Source organism: Alterluteimonas muca (genome assembly GCF_021191595.1).
GTDB classification, from domain to species: domain Bacteria; phylum Pseudomonadota; class Gammaproteobacteria; order Xanthomonadales; family Xanthomonadaceae; genus Luteimonas; species Luteimonas muca.
Genome location: NZ_JAIWPS010000005.1, coordinates 68,604 through 88,139, shown reverse-complemented (window position 1 = coordinate 88,139; position 19,536 = coordinate 68,604). Strand labels below are relative to the sequence as shown.

Below are 19,536 nucleotides of genomic sequence, written 5' to 3'. Positions count from 1 at the left end.
ATGCCGGGCGCCAGCACGACAGCACAACCGCAAGTTTCCAGCCCGCCCACAGCATCACCTTGGGAAGCCCAGAACCGCTGGCACATGTAGCCAGGCTGCGCGGATTGCACAGGAACCTCCGCGTCAGTGCGCAGACGGGAAAGCTGTTGGTGTCGCCAGCAGCGCTCTCAGCGGCGTATCGGGAGATCCAGTGCGTTGATTGGGCGGATTACCAAGCCTAGCTTGCCACCCTGCTGGCGGGGCTGGTGCTGGAGCTATGCCTCGACGACTTCGCCGTGCACCTCACGGACGGCACGGTGGAGCCGGCGCAGCCCAAACCCCGCGCCATGACCGCCGGCGGCTGAGCGCACAGGCGCGATCGTCCCGAGCGGCGAACTTTCGGCCGCGCGGACCCAAGGCTTACTGGTCTTCGAACCGACCGGGAGCCACGCCATGTCCACTGCATCGACCACCCCTTCCCCTTCAGCCTTGATGGACGCCGAGCTCGAGCGGGCGCTCGCCGCGGCCGGGCGCCAGCTCCGCGCCGATGCGCTTGTGATGGAGCGACGCCACGACGCGCTGTGCCGGGCGCCGTGGAGCAGCGATGCTTGGCACGACGCCGGGATCGAGTTCCTCCGCGAGGGCCTGCGCCGCGGCTGCATGGACCACCTCAATCGGCTCGGCGACCTCCGCGGCGAGGACAGCTCTCTGAGCGAGCGTGCCACGGACAAGTTGTTCGAGAATGGCGTGCTCTCGGATGCCTTCGTCTACCGCCTGCGGCAGGCCGCGGCCCGCGATGCCACCTTCGAGCAGCAGCTCCGCGACTGGTACGACGAGCGCCTCTTTACGCGGACGCTCTCGACGGCGCACCCGTCCCATCCTAAGCACGCCCCGTCCACGGCGGACTGCACGCCGGCCGCACCGCTGGAGCCGATCCCGCAGCTCGCGCTCGCCTTCACGTGATGCCGCGCGAACGGCCCTCACGGCTCGCGCCAATATCTTTCGCAAGCAGCCGCGCGTGGGACCGTGTCTTCAGACCTCCGGGAGCACACCATGACCACCGCCGACCCCCTTTCGCCCCGCCCGACTTCCACGATGGCGAGCCGTGACCCGGTGCCATTCGTCGACGTCGTCCGAGCCCTCTACGGGTTGATCCGCGACCACGTGCACACGGTGCTGGGCGACACCCTCGACGATCTACGTGACCGGAACCCTGACGATGTCCGCATGGAGTTCGACAATGCGATCTGCGAGATCTGCGCGCGTCTCGGTCTTGGGGACGACGTGGAAACCCGCGGCATGCTCGGGGAGATGGTCCTTGATCAGGAGGCCGCGCTCGACGAATACCTGACCGAGACCACGGAACAATGAGCGCCGCCACCGCGCCAACCGTATGCACGACATGGCAACGTGCCAGCACTGCCCCACCGCTCAATCCGCCGGCCACCACCGACTTCGAAGCGGTCTCGGACCCCGTGCTCGCCATCCGGACGCTCCGTGACGGCGGCCGGGTGCAGCTCGTGGCGAGGTATAGCCGCGACCTCGAGGAGTCCGAGGAATCCCGCTGGCGCTCGGAGTGCAGCGAAGCGTGGACGCTCCACGACGTGACGCACTGGCGGCCGCTGGATTGGCCGGAGGACACCTGACCTGCCCGGGACGTTGTCCCCAGCGCGTCGTCCGCGCCCGGTACCATTCGGTGCATTCACCGGCGCGCTGCAGCGCAAACTCGCCTCGGGGAGGTATCGCCTACCCGAGGCGCAGGCGTGGCAGCTCGCGCAGTCGTTGTGCGGGGGATCTTCTCACGGCATAACGCGAAGCGGGGTCTCGTTGCGCCCTTCCGAGCCGCAGTCCGTTAGCAGTCCCCGCGCAGGGGCCATCCCCCGCGCGCGTCCACAAGCGCATCGAGGACTGCCTGTAGCTCGAGCGTACGGGAAAGGGCAGCTACAACTTCGTGGTAATGCATGACGTCCTCGAAACTGAGCTGACGGCCCTTACGGTCCTTCAGCCACTTTTCTGCAACGCGGTAGCCACCCATATGTATGTCCCACACACACTGTGGCACGTTGTCGAAGTGTTGTGAGTTGTTGATATATACGCGACCCATGTCATCATTGCCCTTAACCCAGCGAACCTTACCCACTTCGTTACTGCCGGTGATATCGAAGCGACTCACCCGTGGCTGCTTTTGTTCCATCGTGTGCAGCGCGATCAGCTCGTGGCCGATGATGACGAACTTATCAAACAGTTCGCGTCCAGGAGGGAGCGGCACACGCGGGAAATCGCGACGCAGGAAGTCGGCGTACCGATTGCGGTAGGAGGGCGTATATAGGACCGCGTAGAGCCAAGCAAATGTTTCTTCTGGAGACGGGTCGCCACTGACTATGCTAGAGAGTTCTTCGAAGAATTTTGCAGCTAAATTGGGGCGTTTTTCGTCTGAAGCCTGGTTCAGAAGGTCGGTCGATGCGCTCGCGTAAAGCCACAAGGGGCTGGCGGCCATGATTCCGCGATTACTGTATTGCGCACGGTTATCAGCAATCGTATTGAGAGCGAGTATATGCGAATAGCCTTGATCCACAGACGCTTGCCGCATCATTGCTAAGCCGATGTTCTTGCGGCCGATGAAGTGGTCGAATGCGCGCTCTCGCCGATGAACCGCAACGTTGCGGTCATACACCGTCCAGCGGAGATCAAATGGTCGGTATAAGATCGGAACCACCCTCTCTCGCCACGAACCCTCGGCAAGTTCCTCCTTCGCCCGTGCGTATCGCCACTGATCCTGAGAGCATAACTTGAAGTGCTCACGTGCCTCAGCCTCCGTAGCGGTTGCTAATAGGCGCTCAACTTTCGCAGCAGCTTCCTCTGCGGTCCACGAGATCGCGAAGTCATCGTGTGTAGTGACAATTCCGGGCGCTGGGTCACCGTTAGGCGCAAATATGTCACGCAGTGACCAGCCGGTTTGGTACTCAATAAAAAGGTCAGCATCCTGCGACACAAACAGATACGCAGGGGCAGCCGGCTTCAGTTCTTGCCATTGAGTTGACAGGAGGTCGGAGGCATCTAAAGCGTCGTACTTTGACAGGCGAACGCCGAACAAGTCGGCCCGAAACACTCTGCCAAGGTGCTGCGAGCTGCGCTGCAGATTCTCACGTCGCACAAAAACTCCGATAGCCACACCCTGCTGAATGTCGAACACGTTCTCGTCCTTGCCGCCGTCTGGCGCCTTCTCCTTTTTCTTACTATTGCCGTGGAGGTCGAACAGGTAAAGCTCGTCGAAGCTTTGCAGCAAGCTGCGCCGCATATCCATGAAGGTAGGATTGTCGAGATAGCCATGATTTGTCACGAAAGCCAAGATGCCGTGGCCGGTCTGTTCAATTCGCCACTGCGCGAAGCGGATGAATTTCACGTAATCATCCGACAACCATTTCGACTGTGCTGGTTTCTTCAACTCAGGACTTTTCTTGTATTCGGTCATCAACTCCTCGATCCATGGCCCCTTGTTGACCGAATGTCCCGAATACGGAGGATTGCCTAACACCACCATGACCGGTGCGTCGCGCTTCACGTTCGCCGCAGCACGTGACTCCTCAGCGAGCCATTGAGTAAACAGAGGTAGACCGGTCAGTTCGTGCGCCTCCTCTAGAGAGTTCGTCAGAAACACGCCCAGGCGCTGGTCGCTGACAAAGTCGTAACCGGACTGCTCCAACTCTAACCCTAGCTTCATATGGGCTACCGCGTATGGCGCCATCAGTAACTCGAAGCCGAATAATCGAGGCAGCAGATGCTCGGCGACGTACCCAGGCCACGCACCCGAATTGCCGTCGAAGTGCTCACGGATCTTTGCGATAACCGCATATAGGAAGGTTCCTGTGCCTGTGGCTGGGTCAAGGATCTGCAGGCGATGGGTGTCGTAGGCTTCCTCGCCCTTACCTTGGGCTTTCCGGCGCCTGAGCTTGATCTTCTTCGCGTAGGCCAAGCCTTCCTTCATACCGAAATCGCGCTTCAGCACGGCATCAACGCTGCGAACGATGTAGCCGACCACGGGCTCGGGCGTGTAATACACGCCGCGTGCTTCGCGCATCCTCGGATCATAGGCAGCCAGGAAGGTCTCATAGAAATGAACTACCGGGTCTTCCTGACGGGTGCGCTTGCCGAAGTCGGACAGGATGGCGGTCATATCGGCGCGTGCCAGCAACTCGGCCAGCTGGTCCACGGCCCACGCGATCCGCTCGTCCAGGTCCGGTCCGGCAATGGAGTTGAATAGCTTGCGCAGGAAGGGATTGGTTTTCGGCAGCGCGCTTGCGGCGATCTGCCGAGTGAATCCTTTTGCGGGTGCGTTGCAGCGCGCCGCAAAGAGTCCATAGCACAGCGTCTGCGCGTACATGTCCGCGAACTGCTCGACGGTGAGGGATTCGATCAGAACTCTTCGGAAGGCTTGCAACTGCCCGTGCAGCTCGCCCTGATCACCCTCGGCCTTAAAGGTCTGCTCGATCAGGCCGCGAATCAGTTTGGCAAGTCCCGCCATCCGGGTGGCGAGGTCCTGTGGAGTGGACTTGAGCGGGATGTCGGCGAGCAAGAACTGGTCCAGTAATTGGACCGTAGCGGCTGCCGCATCTTCGCTCCAAAGGATGCGGCCGTTGGCGGCTGGGCGCGGCAAGTGAGTCGTGAGACGCAGTTCGCCGTCCAAATACCAGCGGAAGGATAGGTAGTCGGTAAAGACGAGGTTGCCGAGCGATTCGCGATAGCGGGTTAGCTGTTCGCCGCGCTCAAGTTTGGCGAGATCCAGACCGACATCCTTCGCTTCAACATGGCCCAAGGGCACCTTGCCTCGAACAACGATGAAATCCGGCGCGCCGCACCTGATCTGGCGCGGCTCATTGATGGCGTCCACTTCTGGTCCGCCGAGGGCTTCCAGCAGACCTTCAAGCGCTGGGCGGTGAGTATGCTCGCTGGCTTGTCCAGTCTTAAGGGCCTGCTCTACCGAAGCCAGGTAGGTTCGCATCGCATCGAGCTTGCTCATCCATCGCCCTTCTTAGTTCTTAGTCGATAGGGTACGCGAAGACTCGCGACTTTCAGACAGTGGTGGCACGAAGCCCCATTTGCGTCGGTGTCCTCTCTTCCGAGGTGCATAGCGCCTGGCCCTAGCGACAGGGGGCACGTTGGAAAATAGACCTCGTTACAACAAGACGCAGTGCTTCGAGACGTTTCCGTTTCCCGACACCTGCCTCCCGGCTGACATTACAGTCGCTGACAGCAGAGGCAGGGCGAAGACCCAGCCTTCACCACTCACCCAGAACCTCGCCCGTCGCATCCGCACGCTCGCAGAGTCGCTCGACCTGCATCGCATGCGCCAAAGTACGAGAATCCGGGACTCACTCTAACGGGCATGTATCCCGTGTTGGACAAGTTGCGCACCGGCGACGACCTGACGGCCAAGGAGTGCGCGCCATCCACGACCAGGGGCTGGTTTCGGTGCTGCGCCAGCTGCACGACAAGCTGGATGAGGCAGTGCTGCAGGCATACGGGTGGGGTGACCTCACCGACACCCTGCGCATCGCGCACGGCACGGTACTGCTGACGGTCGGTGACGCCGCATCTGCTCGCACGGAGGCGAAGCGCGACTTCGAGGAGCGTGTGCTGGAGCGCCTGGTGGCGTTGAACACCGAGCGCGCCGCAGAAGAGGCGCGGGGCCATGTACGGTGGCTGCGGCCGGACTACCAGAACCCTGCCGGTGGTCATGCAGCGACGGCGGCAGCGGAACAGGGCGAGCTCGTGGACGTGGAAGACAGCCCGGCCGTCGCACCAGTGAAGGCGGCCCCATGGCCCAAGCAGGCGCTAGAGCAGGTCCGCGCTGTTGCAGACGTCCTCGCGAGCAGCCCGATCGGGTTGTCCGAGGAGGACGTCGCAGCTCGGTTTACAGCGCGTGGCCCTTGGAAGAAGCGGCTGCACGAGGTGCTTGGCACTCTGGTGACTGTGGGGAACGCCCGGGTGCAGGACGGGCGTTACGCTCCGGGTCGGTAGTCAGCCGCCCTTGCCATCAACCTGGGCGTCGAGCATGGCCACTACGAGCGCGATGCGCTCCTTGCGCCCCACTGCAACCACCAGGTCACCTGACTCGTCAAGAGGCGCGCAGATTGCGGCTGCTCCGGATGCTTCCAGAGCCGCACGAGCAACCCGGATCAGTTCGTCCTTAGAAGAGGGCTGTGCTGTTTCCATGAGGCCACCTTTTCGACGGGCGGGGAGCCTCGAGATTGTCGGCGCCGCGCGCTAAGGCCGGTGAAGGTCTCAAGACGCGGCGGCCGCCAATTCGCACGATCGAACTTGGACCGCGGGTGGCTTATGGATCACAGGCACGGCTGGATCAGATCCGAGAAGGCCTGCTTGAAGCCTTGGCGGTGCTTCGAGTAGTACGTGATCAGGCTCCCTGCCCCATCCCGGGTCACATCCGCGAACGCATCAGGCGCCATGCTTTGCGGGTTATAGATCATCACCTGCCTGCCGTTGGCAATCGGATTGATCCGCACGTCAGGTGTCAGCGGGAAACGCTCTTGCAGGGTCCAAGCCTCGGCCACGCAGTCCGCAACGGCATCAGGCGACTTTCCCGAGGCGAAGGTCGCGAAAGGGCCATCGGTCCGCATCTCGGAGACGCCCGCACAGCCGGCTGATGTCAGAGCAAGGAGAACGAGAAACAACCTGAGCATGTGCGTTCCTTCCGGGGCGACGACGGAGACCACTCTCGCGTTGCGCCAACGTACGACCTCAGAGCGCAGGTTGGAAGCCCACACTGGACTGGGCCCGGACTAGGGTGGAATCCTCGCCCCCCCCAGACGTCCCGATGCCTCCCCATTCCGCTGCGCGGACCCCGCACCGCACCGTCGTGATCGACGGCCAGACCTGGCCCATTCCGAAGGGAGTGACGCGCATGGCGCGCTGTTGGCGTGTAACTGCGCCGCCCGGCCACCCTGACGCGGGTCTCGTTCGAGAGTTCAAGGCACAGTCCGTCGGTGCGATGGGCATGTATCTGGAAGCGATGGCCTGGTACTACGGCCGTCCTGGCCCCGGCATTCTGCTGCCGATCGGCTACCGACTCGTTCGTGTCGGCGAGATCCATCTCGAGGTGCCTGTGGGGGTGAAGAGGATCACCGATGGCTGGCGATCCGCCTGTGGCGATGCCGGCGTGTCGCCTGGCAAATTGCGTGATTTCTCGGACCCGTCGGGGGACGCGACGCGCTCGCTCGCCCGGGCAATTGCATGGCAAGACGGCACGTTGATCGAGGCTCCACGGGCACCCGCAATAACGGCGGTGACGGAGCCGGTGCCGCTTCGCACGCGGAAGCGTGGGGGAGGTCGCCCCTTGGAATGGCACCCGGCAGATGACCTGATACTGCTCTATCGTCTTGCCGAAGGCCCTTCACTCCAGCACGTCGCCGAATCGCTGGGGCGCACCGTGAAAGCCGTGACTCAACGTGCGGCTCGCCTCGGCTTCGGCCGGCGGAATCCGTACTACCTGGACGATCGAGAATGGACCCAGGAGGAAGACGACATCCTTCTGGCGTGGGGCAACGAGCTCGATTCCGAGTTTATTCACCGTGTGTTCTTCGTCTTCAATAGTCAGATCGAGCACCGCTCCTACGGAGAAGTCCGCGCACGATGCCGACACCTGGGTGTGGGGATCAGTTACGCCGAGATGGTGGATCTGGTCGGTGAGGCATGGGAGGAAAATCGGCGCGGGCGAACGAAGGTTCAAGACATCTCGCGACGGCGTACGCCTCCCAAGCGGCGCCCAATCAATCCTTGGACCGGGGCGGAAGACTCGCTCCTGAGGGAATACCAAGGACGCATGCCCCTACGCGAGATCCACAAACGCTTCTTCGTCTCGCCTTGTGGTCTCAGTGAGACCCGCAGCTATGCGGCGGTGGCCCAACGGATCGGGGCTCTGGGAATCTCTCTGGACCGGCACGAGGCGTCAGAACTCTCGCGGCGGTGGGCGCTGGAGCAATTGTCAGAGGCCGCCGAGCGCCCAAATTTGCTGGCTGCGACCGCGTGCTCAACTAGACATCTCGAGCCGATGGGCACATGGACCATGAATGAAGTCCTAGACGCTGCACGCGACCTCGCCTACCGCGCACATGCCAATCAAGTTGATCAGGCGAGCATCGCCTACGTCGAACATCTCGAGCGTGTCGCCTCGGCCGTCGCTGATGATCTGGAAGCCGTCGTAGTGGCCATGCTTCATGATCTGGAGGAGGACCAGCCTGGGTATGCCCACGAGCTGGAGAACTTCCCCGAGCGGATCCAGACCGCGCTCGATGCGCTTACCAGGCGTCCCGGTGTCTCGCCGGATGCCTACTACGCGCGCATCCGGCTCGATCCGCTCGCGCTACGGGTGAAGCTGGCGGACATCGCAGACAACGCCGACGAAGCGCGTCTGTCCACCCTGGACGAGGCCATCGCGAACAGGCTGCGGGCCAAGTACGCCAAAGCGCGTGCCGCGCTCACGGCTTGAAGCGCGGCGGGGTTCGGGTCCTACGATCCGGGCCATGACACCGATCCAGCAGGCCTACGCCATGGCGGCGCTCTTTGTGGGGGCGCACTGTTTCTCACCCTGCTGGCGTTCCTGGCGGTTGGCTACCAGAACGGGCGGCGCATCAAGGAAGCCGAGCGCCGGGCTCAACGCAAGGCCGCAGAGTAATCAGGCCGGAAGAGGCAATGTCTCAGCCGCCGGTGCCGTGAGCATTGCGTGCAGCGCAGCGGCCCGCTTCGGCCCCATGCCATGCACCTGCCGCAGTTCCTCGACGGATGCGTTCAGGACGCCCCGCACGGTGCCGAAACGCTGCAGAAGCCGGTCGGCCATCGCCGTGTTGATCCCTGGTAGCCCCTCAAGCACGTACCGCTGCGCGTCCAGGACCGCGGTGGGCTTTCTCGTCCGCAGGGTCAGGTTGTAGCCCAAGCCATTGCGGTCGTGCTGCGCGAACTTCGCGAGCACGTAGGCCGTGTGCTCAAGCGAAGTGGTCTGGAACACACTCATGCCCTGCACGTTGGCCAGGCACGAGATGGCCCCGATGATCTGGGAGTGCAGCATGCCGGTCGGCGCACCGAACACGTCGCCCTCGATGATCACGACGCCAAGGATCCCCGGTTCGAACCCCATGCGCTGCGCCTGGTCGAACAGGTGCGACGACTGCACCGACAGGGCGAAATCACGCGTGGTCTTGCGCTCGAACACGAGATGGCCGTTGACCCGGTAATCCCCCAGGGCCAGGTGGGTGCGGGTAACGCGGGTGTTGGGCGCACGCGCGAGAAGCGCGTCGATCTCGACGGGCTCACGGTGATCGACCTCGATCTCGACTGGCTCGATGTTGGTGATGTTCTCGAAGGCCAGGTCCCGGCCCTTGGCCATCGCGCCGGTGTAGCTGTTGGACACGGCGGGCCGGGCCGAGGAGCTGGATGCGCCGCGGGAGCGTGCCGTGGCGCACGCGCGCAGGGCCTCGTAGGTGACGGCATCGGACTGACCGCGCTCGATGCCGCAATGGGCCAGCACCTCTGCCAGCAGCGCCGGGCTGGGCATGCCGTCCACGTCGGCGTGCAGCCGTCCACGACGGACTTCCACGTAGGCGGCGTCGCCACCGGCAGCGGCACCTGACACATAGATCCGGTCCCGGCCGGCCTTGGCCCAGTGGGTGAGTTTCATGGATTGCCCTCATCAACGATCGGGAGAGGCTAACAAGCATCAGTCGTTCGGATAGAAGCCAACCACGCGCCGCTGTGGCCAGCTTGGATTCCTTCGTAAATCGGAAACGAATTGCTATGTTCGTGAGACATCACACGTTGTCCGCCACGGGGCCCCATATGAGTAATACCGACTACATCCTTGAGCAGATCGTCGACAAATCCCGCGCAGCTCGGGATGGGCACTTCGGTGTGCTCTCAACTGGCGAGAAGCTGGCCGCCGCATTCGTGCTCAACCGCCCGGACCTGCTGGAGAGGGCCGACTACACGATGGCTGAAGCGGTGTACCGCCTGGAAGGCGACTGGCTCAAACGCATCCCCGAAGCCGCGCGCATTCTCCAGGACGAGGCCCAGGCCGCGGAGGACGCGAGAAACGAGGCCCGGCGGGTGACGTTTGCCCAGGCACAGACCTTGATGCCTGAGCGCCCTCGCGCGGCAGCGGAGCCCATGCCGCGCCAGCCGCCGTCCAGCGGTCTTCTCGACGCCAACGGTGGAATCACCCGTGACGACCTGGTGTCCATGACGGACGTGATGCTGTGCTGGAACCCGAACTCGGCCGACGTTCGCCTGGTCCCGTGGCCCGACACCGGCATGGTCAGCGACAATTACCTGCACACCCATTTCGCTTGCATGGACTACGTGCACGAAGCCAGCTTCGAGGAGCGCAAGCTCCTGGCATTCATCACCGCAAGCCAGCTGATCGTGCGCGACCGCTGCGATCCGTACAGCGTGCACAAGACGATGTGCCGACTCGAGGAGTATCAGGCAGGCCTTTCGCTGGATACGCCCGGCGTTCTCCAGCCGGAGGACTGAGCCAACCAAGTTTGGATGGCCCTCGCCTGGGGTCTCATTATCAGGCGGGGACGATCCCGCGCCCGTGACCAGGCAGGCTTAGCAGTGACCCCGAAAGCCCAACCAGTTCAATCTCGCGGCCGCATTACGCGCGTGCGGCCCGCCGGAACAGACCATCAGGTCATCACCGTCGAGGGCGGCCGGCAGGGCTACTGCAAGAAGCCCTGCGCGGACTGCCCCTGGCGGAAGGATGCCGTAGGCCAGTTTCCGAGCGAGGCCTTCCGCCATTCCGCTCCGACCGCTTATGACATGTCGGATCGGGTCTTTGCTTGCCACACCGCCGGCGCCGAACGCACGAAGGCGTGCGCAGGCTTCCTGCTGTCCGGCGCTACCCACAACCTGGCGGTGCGCCTGATGCACATGCGCGGCGAGCTCGACCGTGGCGTCACGGCCGGTGGGCACGAATTGTTCGCGAGCTACCGCGAGATGGCCATCGCCAATGGTGTTGATCCCGATGATCCGGTGCTTGCGCCATGTCGCTGACTGCACGCGCGCCCGCACCACGTCTGCGCCCGAAGCGCCGTGCCCCTCGGTGGCGCGAGGTTCGCCCCGGCGAGATGGCGGCGAAAGACTTTCTGGCCGGGGTCCTCCGCAGCCGGTCGATGACGGCGATTGCCGAGCGCGCCGCTGCGCACATTGCCGACGCGTCGATGCCGCTCGCTGTGTGCCTGGACCCGGAGGGGCGCGTCACTGTCGAGGCGCCTGATGACGCGGCCGAGACCGACATCATCGGCGTCTACAGCGCGGCCAGTGGCCTTTTGCCTCTCTACCGCGCGCTCCGGGACGACCTGGTCGACTTCGCGCAACACACGGTCTTGAAGGGCTGACCCTGCAGCAGCGCCGGCTATAGCCCGGCGCGGAGGTAGCACCCGCTACGGATAGGCGTCACGCCCACATTCACATCACTGCCGTGACGGATCGTTGGCCTTCATCGTCGAAAAGTACAACGCGACGCCCATGACATCGACAGTGGGATGTTCGCTCGCGTAGGACTCGAGCAGCCCGAGCGCGCGAGTGTCTCCGCGGTCCATGGCTGCCAGCATGGCGCCTGTCACGTACTCAGGCTTGGCATCCGACCCTGTCGTGAACAAGCGTGCATCCAAGTACGGGATAAATGCGCTGTTTGACTGCGTTTTCAGCTTGCCGATCTCAAAAGAAGCTCGCGCGGCTAGTGCCGTTGCTTCCTCTCCTGCGATCCCCGTGTCACTGGTCGACTTCCCCTGCGCTTCATCGACCAAGCGGTCGATATATAGCAACCGTGCGCGCACATCACCATTCTCGGCCGCCGAGGCGAGCTCTTGGGACGTCAGACGGCGCGCAGCAAGGAAGTCGTCCGGAAGCGGAACGCCAATTTGCCTGAGCAGGTCACGCTCTTTGACACTCGTGTAGCCGAGCGCGCCAAAGTAACTGTCATTCTTTACAGTCAGATACCTAGCCTCCTCTCCCGGAAGCCCCGCTAGGCGCTCGCCCCAGGACGATGCGGACGCGACTCCGGCAGGTTCGGTCCGCGGGAGCGAAGGAGGAGGGGATCCGGGGCTTGAGGCGGGCACCGACACCGAGCGAGATGCGCTCCCATCAGCAGTCAAGGCCGGACTCGAAGTCGTAGCGGACTCTGATGTACAGCCTGCAACCAAAGTAATGAGAAAGAGGAGGGCTAGTGGCGACTTCACGGGCAGTTCCTCCTTATGTCGCGCGCATAGAGTGCACATGTTCTCTCTGAAACAGATTCCGCGTAGTTACTATTCGCGAGGTCAGGGACAGCCACGGCACCGTGGTACGCAGACGACCACCCCAAGCACGTTGAGTTGCCGTTGCAAGCAACATCCATGGTTTGTCTGAATTGAACATCACAGGTACCACGAGGCGACGCACTACCCCAGCACTGATCGTGGGCGTTACATGCAGGTGTGAAATCAACCCCAGCATGAGGCGCGTTCAAGTTGCCCGAGAAATTCTCGGTGGCCATGATATTAAGGGCGAAGGTCGTCAGGAGATTGGCCATGCCGCCCGTTCCGCAGCCGTTCGGCTCCCAAGGCGCTTGGCCCGGGACAGCAATTCCAGGCGAGGGTGGGGGCGATGCAACGTTGCAGTTCGGAGGCGGCTCAGCCTTCAAGGCATCGCAGAACTGCTGTCTCGTCATCGCGATGTCGCCACCCCCGCCGCCATCACCCATGTCCGGCGTTCGGATGCGAATCGGACCTGCAATTCCACCGGCGCCCAGAACAATATGCTCGCAGGCTATGCCGCTACAGGCGACTGACCAACCGTCAAAAGTGACCCCGTGTGCGGTCACCGTAGGCAGATTGGTGGTTCCCTGAGCACTCAGTGCCCAGACACCAACAAGACCAGCCAGTACGAGCTTCCTCATTCCCCGCCTCCCATTCCTTTGGAGCACTGAGCACCTTCTACGGCTGGCAGCTTCCGCGATCCGCGCACCCTACGTGGCAGCGGCGCTCTTTCGAGCACGAGCAACTCGCCCGGCGCGTCAGCGGCGAGCACGAACAGCCTGGCGGATAGCAGCGCCGGGTCCAGGGCCACAAGTAGCCTCAGCACCGTCGAAAGCGCCAACCCAGGATGTCCGGCCTCCGCCCTGGCCACGGTCACCCTTGCGACCCCGGTGCGCCTGTCCGACGTGGCGCGGGTCCGCGCCGCCCCATCGGCCTGAGCATTCGCGGTCAGTTGCAACGATTGCCGGTTCCGGGCTAGGTTGGCGGTGCCTTCCGACTCGCCGCGCTGCGCCACCATCGGTTAGTGGATCGGGTGCGGCGGTCGCAGGGCACGCCCCCTCAGCAGCTCAGTGCGGGTGGCAGATCGACCGGTCGTTGACCGCCCATCGGCGCATGAGGTTGGTGCGCTTGTCCAGGGCGGACCGCGCGTACACGGTCACCTGGGACCCACCGTCCACCTCATTGATATGGGTCACCTGGTAGATCTGTCTACCGAAGCCCTCGGCGCCATAGACGATCTTCGCTTCCCGCAGGTCTGGGTAATGGTGGACGTCATCGATCGCACCGCCCAAGGGAACCAAGGGGGCTCGCCGGCAAGACTGCTCTGACTCGACGATGTTCTTCAGCGTCAGCTGATACGGCTGGTCGACAAGGAAGACGGAAGCGAACTCCGGACGCTCGAGACCCTGTGGAGACATGGCGCACCCGCTGAGGAGCACGACCGCGGTGGCGCAGGTGAGGAGTCGTCGCGTCATGCATGGAATATACGCGAGCGGCTTCACTTGGCTCCGCGTCCGCGTTCCGCTCGAACGCGCTCGGGAAGGCGGATCCGAGCTTGCTCGAGCTCGCGCCCAGCCGGGTCGGACTCCAGCACCGCGATGATCTCCCGAAGCATTCCTGCCTCAAGCGCGGAGACGAGGCTAAGCAAAGCGGATAGCGCAAGGCCTGGGTGCCCGGCCTCTGCTCGAACGACGGTCAGGCGCGACACGCCGGCCAGAGCGGCGAGCTGTGCTTGCGTGAGGCGACGCCGCTTTCGCGCGTCGGCCAAGGCCCGCCCTACTGCCTCGACGGCGTCGCCGGCAGCCCATTCAGCGCCGCCGGCGCGCTCTGTGATTCGCATCTGAGACATAGACAGGGGACGACGTAGCTGATCAGCGTCAGCCCTCGCGGGATGGTCCGGTTAGTAGCAATACTACTAACCATACGCCAAGCAGTCCCCGCCATGCACGAAACGACCGCCATTCTGATCGGCCAGCCCGACCTCGAGCCGCCGCTGGAGCTTCTCCCTGTGGGCTCCGTGCGGGCACAACTCGGATTCCCGAGCCCCGCCGAGGACTTCGAGGAGGACGGCCTCGACCTCAACCGCATCCTGGTGCGCAACCCGCTGGCGACCTACATCTACCGCGCCAGCGGGTGGTCCATGGCGGGCGCCGGGATTCTCGATAACGATTTGCTCCTTTGCGACAGGTCCATAACGCCGCGCAGCGGCGATGTCGTCCTGGCGACGTGGGACGGCAACCAGCCTGCCTGCAAGATCCTGCGCCTGGCCGAAAACCATCTCGAGCTGCACTCGGCCAATCCCGACATCCCACCCATCGTCCTTGAGCCTGGCACCGAGGTCGAGGTGTTCGCGATCGTGGGCGTGGCGCGAACCATGAAGCGCGGAGGTGGCGCCCGTGGCTAGGACCAGCGAGCGCCGGCGCGAGGCAGTCGCGCTCTACGAATACCCCGAGCATCTGCGACCCGAGCTGGACGCCCTGCCCCGCGCGCCCGGCGTCTACGTCTTCCACGGCGAGGGCGAAGGCGGCCTGCCGCTCTACATCGGAAAGAGCATCGACATCCGTGGCCGCGTCATGGATCACCTGCGCACCCCTGAAGAAGCCCGGCTGCTGCGCCAGGCGCGTCGCATCTCGCATCAGCGCACCGCCGGCGACATCGGCGCGCAGCTGCTCGAGGCCTCGCTCATCAAGTCCGCGAACCCGCTCTACAACCAGAAGCTGCGCAAGACCCCGCGCCAGCACAGCCTGCGCCTGCACCGCGGCGAGATCAGCGTGCTGCATTCGGGAGAGGCGGATCTGACGTCCATGCCGGACACCTATGGCCTGTTCTCAAGCCCGAAGGCGGCCATGTCGACCCTGCGCCGCCTCGCCGATGACAACCGGCTCTGCTACACGCTGCTGGGCCTGGAGCGCGGAACCCGCGGGCGGCCGTGCTTTCGCGCGATGCTCAAGCGATGTGCCGGTGCATGCCACGGCGGCGAGGACCGCGCCGAGCACGAGGAGCGCCTGCGCCTGGTGCTGACCGAGATGCGCGTGGCCGCATGGCCCTACCCCGGTGCCGTCGCACTCGAGGAGCGTGGAGATGATCTCGTGCAGTTCCACGTCGTGGCTGGCTGGCGATACCACGGCAGCGCACCGACGCTGGCGAAAGCCAAGCGCATCCGAATCACGCCCGGGCCCCTCGATCGGGATGCCTACCGCATCCTCCGAGCGCCCATGTTGGATCCCGCAGCGCCTGTGCATGCACTGAGCTTCTGACCGTGTTCGCCCTGATCGATGGCAACAACTTCTATGTGAGTGCGGAGAGGGTTTTCTCCGTCAAGCTCCGCAACGTTCCGACGGTAGTCTGCTCAAACAACGATGGCTGCGCCGTGGCGAGGAGCCAGGAAGCCAAGGCGCTTGGCGTCCGTATGGGACAGCCACTGCACGAACTGAAGCCGCTCATTCGCGACCATGGGCTGCAGGTGCGCAGCGCGAACTTCGCGCTCTATGGCGACATCTCACATCGCATCGTCGAGATCCTGCGTGGGGAAGTGCCGCGCCTGGAGGTCTACTCGATCGATGAGAATTTCTGCGACGTCACGGGCATCCGCGACCGCGAAGCGTTCGCCAGGCATCTGCGCGACAAGGTGCTGCGCTGGTCCGGCATCCCGAGCTGCGTCGGTATCGGGCCAACCAAGACGCTGGCCAAGCTCGCCAACAAGGCCGCGAAGGCGGGCGCTGGCGTGGTGGATCTCGCGGAACCAGAGGCCCAGGCCCGCTGCCTTGCGACCTTCCCGATCGCAGACGTGTGGGGCGTCGGTCCACGCTGGTCTGCGCGCCTCACCGGCATGGGCATCCACACTGCAGCGCAGCTGCGAGACGCCCCCACCGACCTGGTGCTCAAGGAGTTCGGGGTCGTGCTCACGCGCACGCAGCGTGAGCTGCAGGGGCACCCGTGCGTTGAGCTCGAGGAGGTCGAGCCGGATCGCAAGCAGATCGTTGTGAGCCGGTCATTCGGCGAGCGCGTCACCGACCATGCGGCTGTCGCCCAGGCGCTGGCCACCTTTACCGTGCGCGCGGCCGAGAAGATGCGCCGGCGAGGCCTGGTGGCGGCCGGCGTCGGGTTCTTCGCACACAGCGATGTGTTCCGGCCCGAGCTGCCGCAGCACAGCGCCAGTCGGTCGGTGAGCCTGCCCACGGCAACGGCGGACTCGAGGCTTCTCGTAGGCATGGTCGATCGCCTGATGCGCGGACGCCTGAAGGAAGGCATCGGCTACAAGAAGGCCGGCGTGGTGCTGATGGATCTGGCGCGGCCCGAACATCTGCAGGGCGACCTCTTTGCACCGGCCATCGTGGGCAACGACAAGCTCATGTCCACCCTGGACGCCATCAACGCCAAGTTCGGCCGCGGCACAGCCGGCCTGGGCGCGACCGGTTGGGCGAAGAAGCCGGCCTGGCAGATGCGTCAGCGCAACCTGTCGCCCTGCTACACCACGCGACTGAGCGACATCCCCCGCGCGATGTGCTGACGGCACCCCAGGCCTCGCCGGAGCTCCGCGACTCGCAACCCGCACCAATCGGGAAGTCACGCGCGCACCGGTAACTTTGGCGGCGTTTTCAGCCTTGCACGCTGGCACCACCGTAGACCCAGACCTGGAGCCCCCGTGAGCGACAAAGCCCTGACGTCGGATGAGCTGCTGACCGCGCTGGTGACGGCGATGACTGCCCTGCGCGAGGTGGAAGGCGACATGAACCTGTCCAAAGCCCAGACGCTTCTCCACGTCTACCTCCAACCCGGTATTGCACAGATGGATGTGCCGACCGTGGTGGACACCTCTAACCCAGCGGCCACGCGAAACGTGCAGGATTGGGCACTGCTCAATCGCAAGAGCCAGCCTGGACGCGGCTTTATCCGGCAAGTCCAGGACCCCGAAAACCGCAAGCGGTACCTGCTGAGCCCAACCAGCAAGGGGCAGGACTTCCTCCGCAAAATGACGGCGCGGGTCAACGAGGCGCTGTCCAAGCGCGCCTGAGGCCGAACTTTCGCGCGCACTCGCGCTTGGTGGAATTGCCTCAACACCAAGCAGCGAGTCCCGACATGGCCGACATCGAATTCATCCCGTTCACCCGCCGTCCTGCGACCGAGCCCTTCAGCCACGATGGCCGGACCTTTTCCGCAGCGCAGCTCAACATCATCGGCGACGCCCTGGCCGCGGGCGTGTTCTACCAGGATGCCTTGCGCGATCACTGCCGCGACGCGTGGATCGCCGATTGCCCCGCGGTCGACCACCGGATCACCCGCGACGACGGTGACGGGATCGAACTGCTCCCGGAAAACTTTCAGCAGGGCAGGGCGCGTCTGAGTGAGGTCGAAGCCGAACTGAAGACCCTTCCGCGCGGCAGCTGGGCGTTCTTCGGGCGTCCGTATGTGAGCGAGGACGGCCGGCAATGGCGCGGGCTGGAGATGAGCATCTCGGTCGGGGACGGGAGCATCTACCGGGTACAGACGTCGCGATTCAACGCATCCACGGCGCCGATGCCGGACTTCGCCGTCGCGCACGCCGACATGGTGTCCATGGACATCTACTTGGCGCGGCAGGCAGAAGAAGAACGCACGAAGCGGGACCTGAGCCGGCACCTCATCCAGCAGCACGGCCTGCGTGCCGGCATGCAGCTGCGCGACGTGGAGCTGGGCGGCGAGCGCTTCTCCAGCGCGACGGTGACCGAGGTACGGCCGACCGGGTACCTCAAGTTGGTCCTGACGAAGCGTGGATCGAAGCGGCGCTGGGAGTACGCCGGCTTGGCGCAATCCATCCGGTCACGCGAACTCACGCACGCCCCAGTGACCCGTGACCTCCTGTTTGCCGCCGCGGCCTGACGCGAACCTCGCGACTTCGCCGGCGTCACGGGCGGACTCCAACCCCGGCCCACTGCGGGCACGTTGGAGCCCCACGCGGACGCCGGCCAGAACCAGAATGGCCAGGCCCTGAGCGTCAACACCACGGGGCCTGGGGTTCCCGCGGACTGACTTGGCCATGCGATCAGACACCAACCAGCTCGACCTGTACCGCGACGATCCGCGACGGATTGCGCAGGCGTGGCGCACCGCTGCGGAGACGGCCTTGCGCAACCCTTTCCATACCGAAGCCGAGCGCCGTGCGCGACATGCGTACTACAGCGAGCAAGCAACCCGCCTTGAAGGTCCGGCCCCGGGCGCGCCGCACAGCGGCAGCATCCACTGCGGACACAGGTGACGACACGGGACAGCAGCCATATGGCTCGCGCCCGAGCGCCACGCCCACGCAACTTTCAAGCGATTCCGAGCGCAACAGACTGTCATCAACAACCACGGAGTCGCGCCATGCACCTCACCAGCACCGAAACCGCAGCTGTCCTCGCAGGCCTGCGCCTGCTGCAGCAGTCCGACGTCCTGCCCAACGGCGTCGATGACGTTCTGACCAATTCCGGCCAGCTGCCACGGATCACCGAGACGGCCATCGATGCCCTGTGCGAGCGGATCAACACCCCGACCACCCCGTCGACCGCCGAGCGCCTCCTGCTCGACCTGGAGCGCCGCTTCGGACCCGGCTTCGACAACGACGAGGACATCGACGGCGCCGATGCGGTCGAGTGGATTGGAGAATTCCTCCCCCGGATGCGGCGTGCCCTCGCGGCACCGGTCGCCGCGCCGCGTGTCGTGGTCACCATGGAGGGAGGCTGCCTCACCGATGTGTCCGCGGACCTGCCGGGAATGGAGCTCGTGGTCGTGGACTACGATGTGGAGGATTACGACGGCGATGCTCTGAGGCCGATCCCCCAGTTCGACCATGCTGGCGACATCGAGGGTCACGAGGACGCCGTGGTCCACCACCAGCTGGCCACCCACGACGCCCGCCGGGTCGCGCACGTGTTCGACCTGCTGGGTGTTCCCGCTGCCGCGGCGGATGAGCATGGGCGCGACGTGCTCACCGACGTGGTGCAGCTGCTGGGCGACTGCTCGTCCGTCATCACCGACCTCGCCGACGGCTGGGTCGCGCGTGAGTTGCACCGCAAGCCCGACGAGCTGCTGGCAGACATTGCAACGCAGACCCTGGCCGTACAACGCTTGTCGGCAGTGCCCACGCCGGAGTGCGGTCACAGCTGCTGCCGGCAACACTGGATCGACACCGGCTCGACCGAGTGCGTCCGCGAGGCGGCTGAAGCCTAGCCTGTCCGCCGCTCCCACACGGCGTCTCGCATCGCGCGACGCCGCCCCTGCAAAGTCTCTTCTC

Annotated in this window: 22 protein-coding genes; 15 read left to right on the top strand and 7 right to left on the bottom strand. The window is 64.4% G+C overall.

Annotated elements, in window-relative coordinates; all coding sequences use genetic code 11:
• Positions 1 to 432 precede the first annotated feature (432 nt).
• The 3 genes from LDO11_RS08610 to LDO11_RS08600 all read left to right on the top strand — a co-directional run bounded on the left by LDO11_RS08610 (position 433) and on the right by LDO11_RS08600 (position 1,625).
• Positions 433 to 942 (top strand): hypothetical protein, encoded by a 510-nt coding sequence (locus LDO11_RS08610; protein WP_232141175.1) that lies wholly within the window; start codon positions 433 to 435, stop codon positions 940 to 942.
• Between the two features lie 90 nt (positions 943 to 1,032).
• Positions 1,033 to 1,350: a hypothetical protein gene (locus tag LDO11_RS08605; RefSeq protein WP_232141174.1), complete on the top strand. Its 318-nt coding sequence runs from the start codon at positions 1,033 to 1,035 to the stop codon at positions 1,348 to 1,350.
• Positions 1,347 to 1,625: a hypothetical protein gene (locus LDO11_RS08600; RefSeq protein ID WP_232141173.1), complete on the top strand. Its 279-nt coding sequence runs from the start codon at positions 1,347 to 1,349 to the stop codon at positions 1,623 to 1,625. Before LDO11_RS08605 ends, LDO11_RS08600 begins: the two co-directional genes overlap by 4 nt.
• A 206-nt stretch (positions 1,626 to 1,831) precedes the next feature.
• On the opposite strand, the gene LDO11_RS08595 is transcribed toward LDO11_RS08600, so the two are convergent.
• Positions 1,832 to 4,996 carry a type ISP restriction/modification enzyme gene (locus LDO11_RS08595; protein ID WP_232141172.1) on the bottom strand — a complete coding sequence of 1,055 codons (3,165 nt, stop codon included), beginning with the start codon at positions 4,994 to 4,996 and terminating at the stop codon, positions 1,832 to 1,834.
• A gap of 419 nt (positions 4,997 to 5,415) precedes the next feature.
• On the opposite strand from LDO11_RS08595, the gene LDO11_RS08590 reads away from it, so the two are divergent.
• Positions 5,416 to 5,997: a hypothetical protein gene (locus tag LDO11_RS08590; RefSeq protein ID WP_232141171.1), complete on the top strand. Its 582-nt coding sequence runs from the start codon at positions 5,416 to 5,418 to the stop codon at positions 5,995 to 5,997.
• On the opposite strand, the gene LDO11_RS08585 is transcribed toward LDO11_RS08590, so the two are convergent.
• Positions 5,998 to 6,192: a hypothetical protein gene (locus LDO11_RS08585; protein WP_232141170.1), complete on the bottom strand. Its 195-nt coding sequence runs from the start codon at positions 6,190 to 6,192 to the stop codon at positions 5,998 to 6,000.
• A 128-nt stretch (positions 6,193 to 6,320) separates the two neighbouring features.
• Positions 6,321 to 6,677, bottom strand: coding sequence for a hypothetical protein (locus LDO11_RS08580; RefSeq protein WP_232141169.1), 357 nt, complete (start codon positions 6,675 to 6,677; stop codon positions 6,321 to 6,323).
• 176 nt (positions 6,678 to 6,853) lie between these two features.
• Here LDO11_RS08580 and LDO11_RS08575 point away from each other — a divergent pair, with 176 nt between their 5' ends.
• Positions 6,854 to 8,482 (top strand): HD domain-containing protein, encoded by a 1,629-nt coding sequence (locus LDO11_RS08575; protein ID WP_232141168.1) that lies wholly within the window; start codon positions 6,854 to 6,856, stop codon positions 8,480 to 8,482.
• 186 nt (positions 8,483 to 8,668) lie between these two features.
• On the opposite strand, the gene LDO11_RS08570 is transcribed toward LDO11_RS08575, so the two are convergent.
• A complete protein-coding gene (locus LDO11_RS08570) occupies positions 8,669 to 9,667 on the bottom strand; it encodes an ERCC4 domain-containing protein (RefSeq protein ID WP_232141167.1) in 999 nt (332 codons plus the stop codon).
• A gap of 158 nt (positions 9,668 to 9,825) precedes the next feature.
• Here LDO11_RS08570 and LDO11_RS08565 point away from each other — a divergent pair, with 158 nt between their 5' ends.
• The 3 genes from LDO11_RS08565 (at position 9,826) to LDO11_RS08555 (ending at position 11,384) form a co-directional block, all read left to right on the top strand.
• On the top strand, positions 9,826 to 10,518 hold the full coding sequence (locus tag LDO11_RS08565) for a hypothetical protein (RefSeq protein ID WP_232141166.1): 693 nt from the start codon (positions 9,826 to 9,828) through the stop codon (positions 10,516 to 10,518).
• A gap of 84 nt (positions 10,519 to 10,602) precedes the next feature.
• Positions 10,603 to 11,040 carry a DUF6283 family protein gene (locus LDO11_RS08560; RefSeq protein WP_232141165.1) on the top strand — a complete coding sequence of 146 codons (438 nt, stop codon included), beginning with the start codon at positions 10,603 to 10,605 and terminating at the stop codon, positions 11,038 to 11,040.
• Positions 11,031 to 11,384, top strand: a complete 354-nt coding sequence (locus LDO11_RS08555; RefSeq protein ID WP_232141164.1) for a hypothetical protein — start codon at positions 11,031 to 11,033, stop codon at positions 11,382 to 11,384. Before LDO11_RS08560 ends, LDO11_RS08555 begins: the two co-directional genes overlap by 10 nt.
• A gap of 75 nt (positions 11,385 to 11,459) precedes the next feature.
• Here LDO11_RS08555 and LDO11_RS08550 read toward each other — a convergent pair whose 3' ends face one another.
• The 3 genes from LDO11_RS08550 to LDO11_RS15930 form a co-directional block, all read right to left on the bottom strand.
• On the bottom strand, positions 11,460 to 12,227 hold the full coding sequence (locus LDO11_RS08550; protein ID WP_232141163.1) for a hypothetical protein: 768 nt from the start codon (positions 12,225 to 12,227) through the stop codon (positions 11,460 to 11,462).
• Between the two features lie 1,124 nt (positions 12,228 to 13,351).
• Positions 13,352 to 13,759: a hypothetical protein gene (locus tag LDO11_RS08545; protein ID WP_232141162.1), complete on the bottom strand. Its 408-nt coding sequence runs from the start codon at positions 13,757 to 13,759 to the stop codon at positions 13,352 to 13,354.
• Between the two features lie 23 nt (positions 13,760 to 13,782).
• A complete protein-coding gene (locus LDO11_RS15930) occupies positions 13,783 to 14,124 on the bottom strand; it encodes a helix-turn-helix transcriptional regulator (RefSeq protein ID WP_435574625.1) in 342 nt (113 codons plus the stop codon).
• A gap of 102 nt (positions 14,125 to 14,226) precedes the next feature.
• On the opposite strand from LDO11_RS15930, the gene LDO11_RS08540 reads away from it, so the two are divergent.
• From LDO11_RS08540 to LDO11_RS08510, 7 genes are all read left to right on the top strand, one after another.
• The gene (locus LDO11_RS08540) at positions 14,227 to 14,688 is read left to right on the top strand and encodes a LexA family protein (protein WP_232141161.1); all 462 of its coding nucleotides are present in this window, start codon (positions 14,227 to 14,229) and stop codon (positions 14,686 to 14,688) included.
• Entirely contained in the window at positions 14,681 to 15,541 is an 861-nt protein-coding gene (cho, locus tag LDO11_RS08535) for an excinuclease Cho (protein WP_343226116.1), read from the top strand. The genes LDO11_RS08540 and cho overlap by 8 nt, the downstream gene beginning before the upstream one ends.
• Before the next feature lie 2 nt (positions 15,542 to 15,543).
• Entirely contained in the window at positions 15,544 to 16,794 is a 1,251-nt protein-coding gene (locus LDO11_RS08530) for a Y-family DNA polymerase (RefSeq protein ID WP_232141160.1), read from the top strand.
• 135 nt (positions 16,795 to 16,929) lie between these two features.
• Positions 16,930 to 17,298, top strand: a complete 369-nt coding sequence (locus LDO11_RS08525; protein WP_232141159.1) for a winged helix DNA-binding protein — start codon at positions 16,930 to 16,932, stop codon at positions 17,296 to 17,298.
• Between the two features lie 65 nt (positions 17,299 to 17,363).
• On the top strand, positions 17,364 to 18,143 hold the full coding sequence (locus tag LDO11_RS08520) for a hypothetical protein (protein ID WP_232141158.1): 780 nt from the start codon (positions 17,364 to 17,366) through the stop codon (positions 18,141 to 18,143).
• Between the two features lie 157 nt (positions 18,144 to 18,300).
• A complete protein-coding gene (locus LDO11_RS08515) occupies positions 18,301 to 18,519 on the top strand; it encodes a hypothetical protein (protein ID WP_232141157.1) in 219 nt (72 codons plus the stop codon).
• A gap of 107 nt (positions 18,520 to 18,626) precedes the next feature.
• Positions 18,627 to 19,472: a hypothetical protein gene (locus LDO11_RS08510; protein WP_232141156.1), complete on the top strand. Its 846-nt coding sequence runs from the start codon at positions 18,627 to 18,629 to the stop codon at positions 19,470 to 19,472.
• The last annotated feature ends 64 nt before the right edge of the window (positions 19,473 to 19,536 follow it).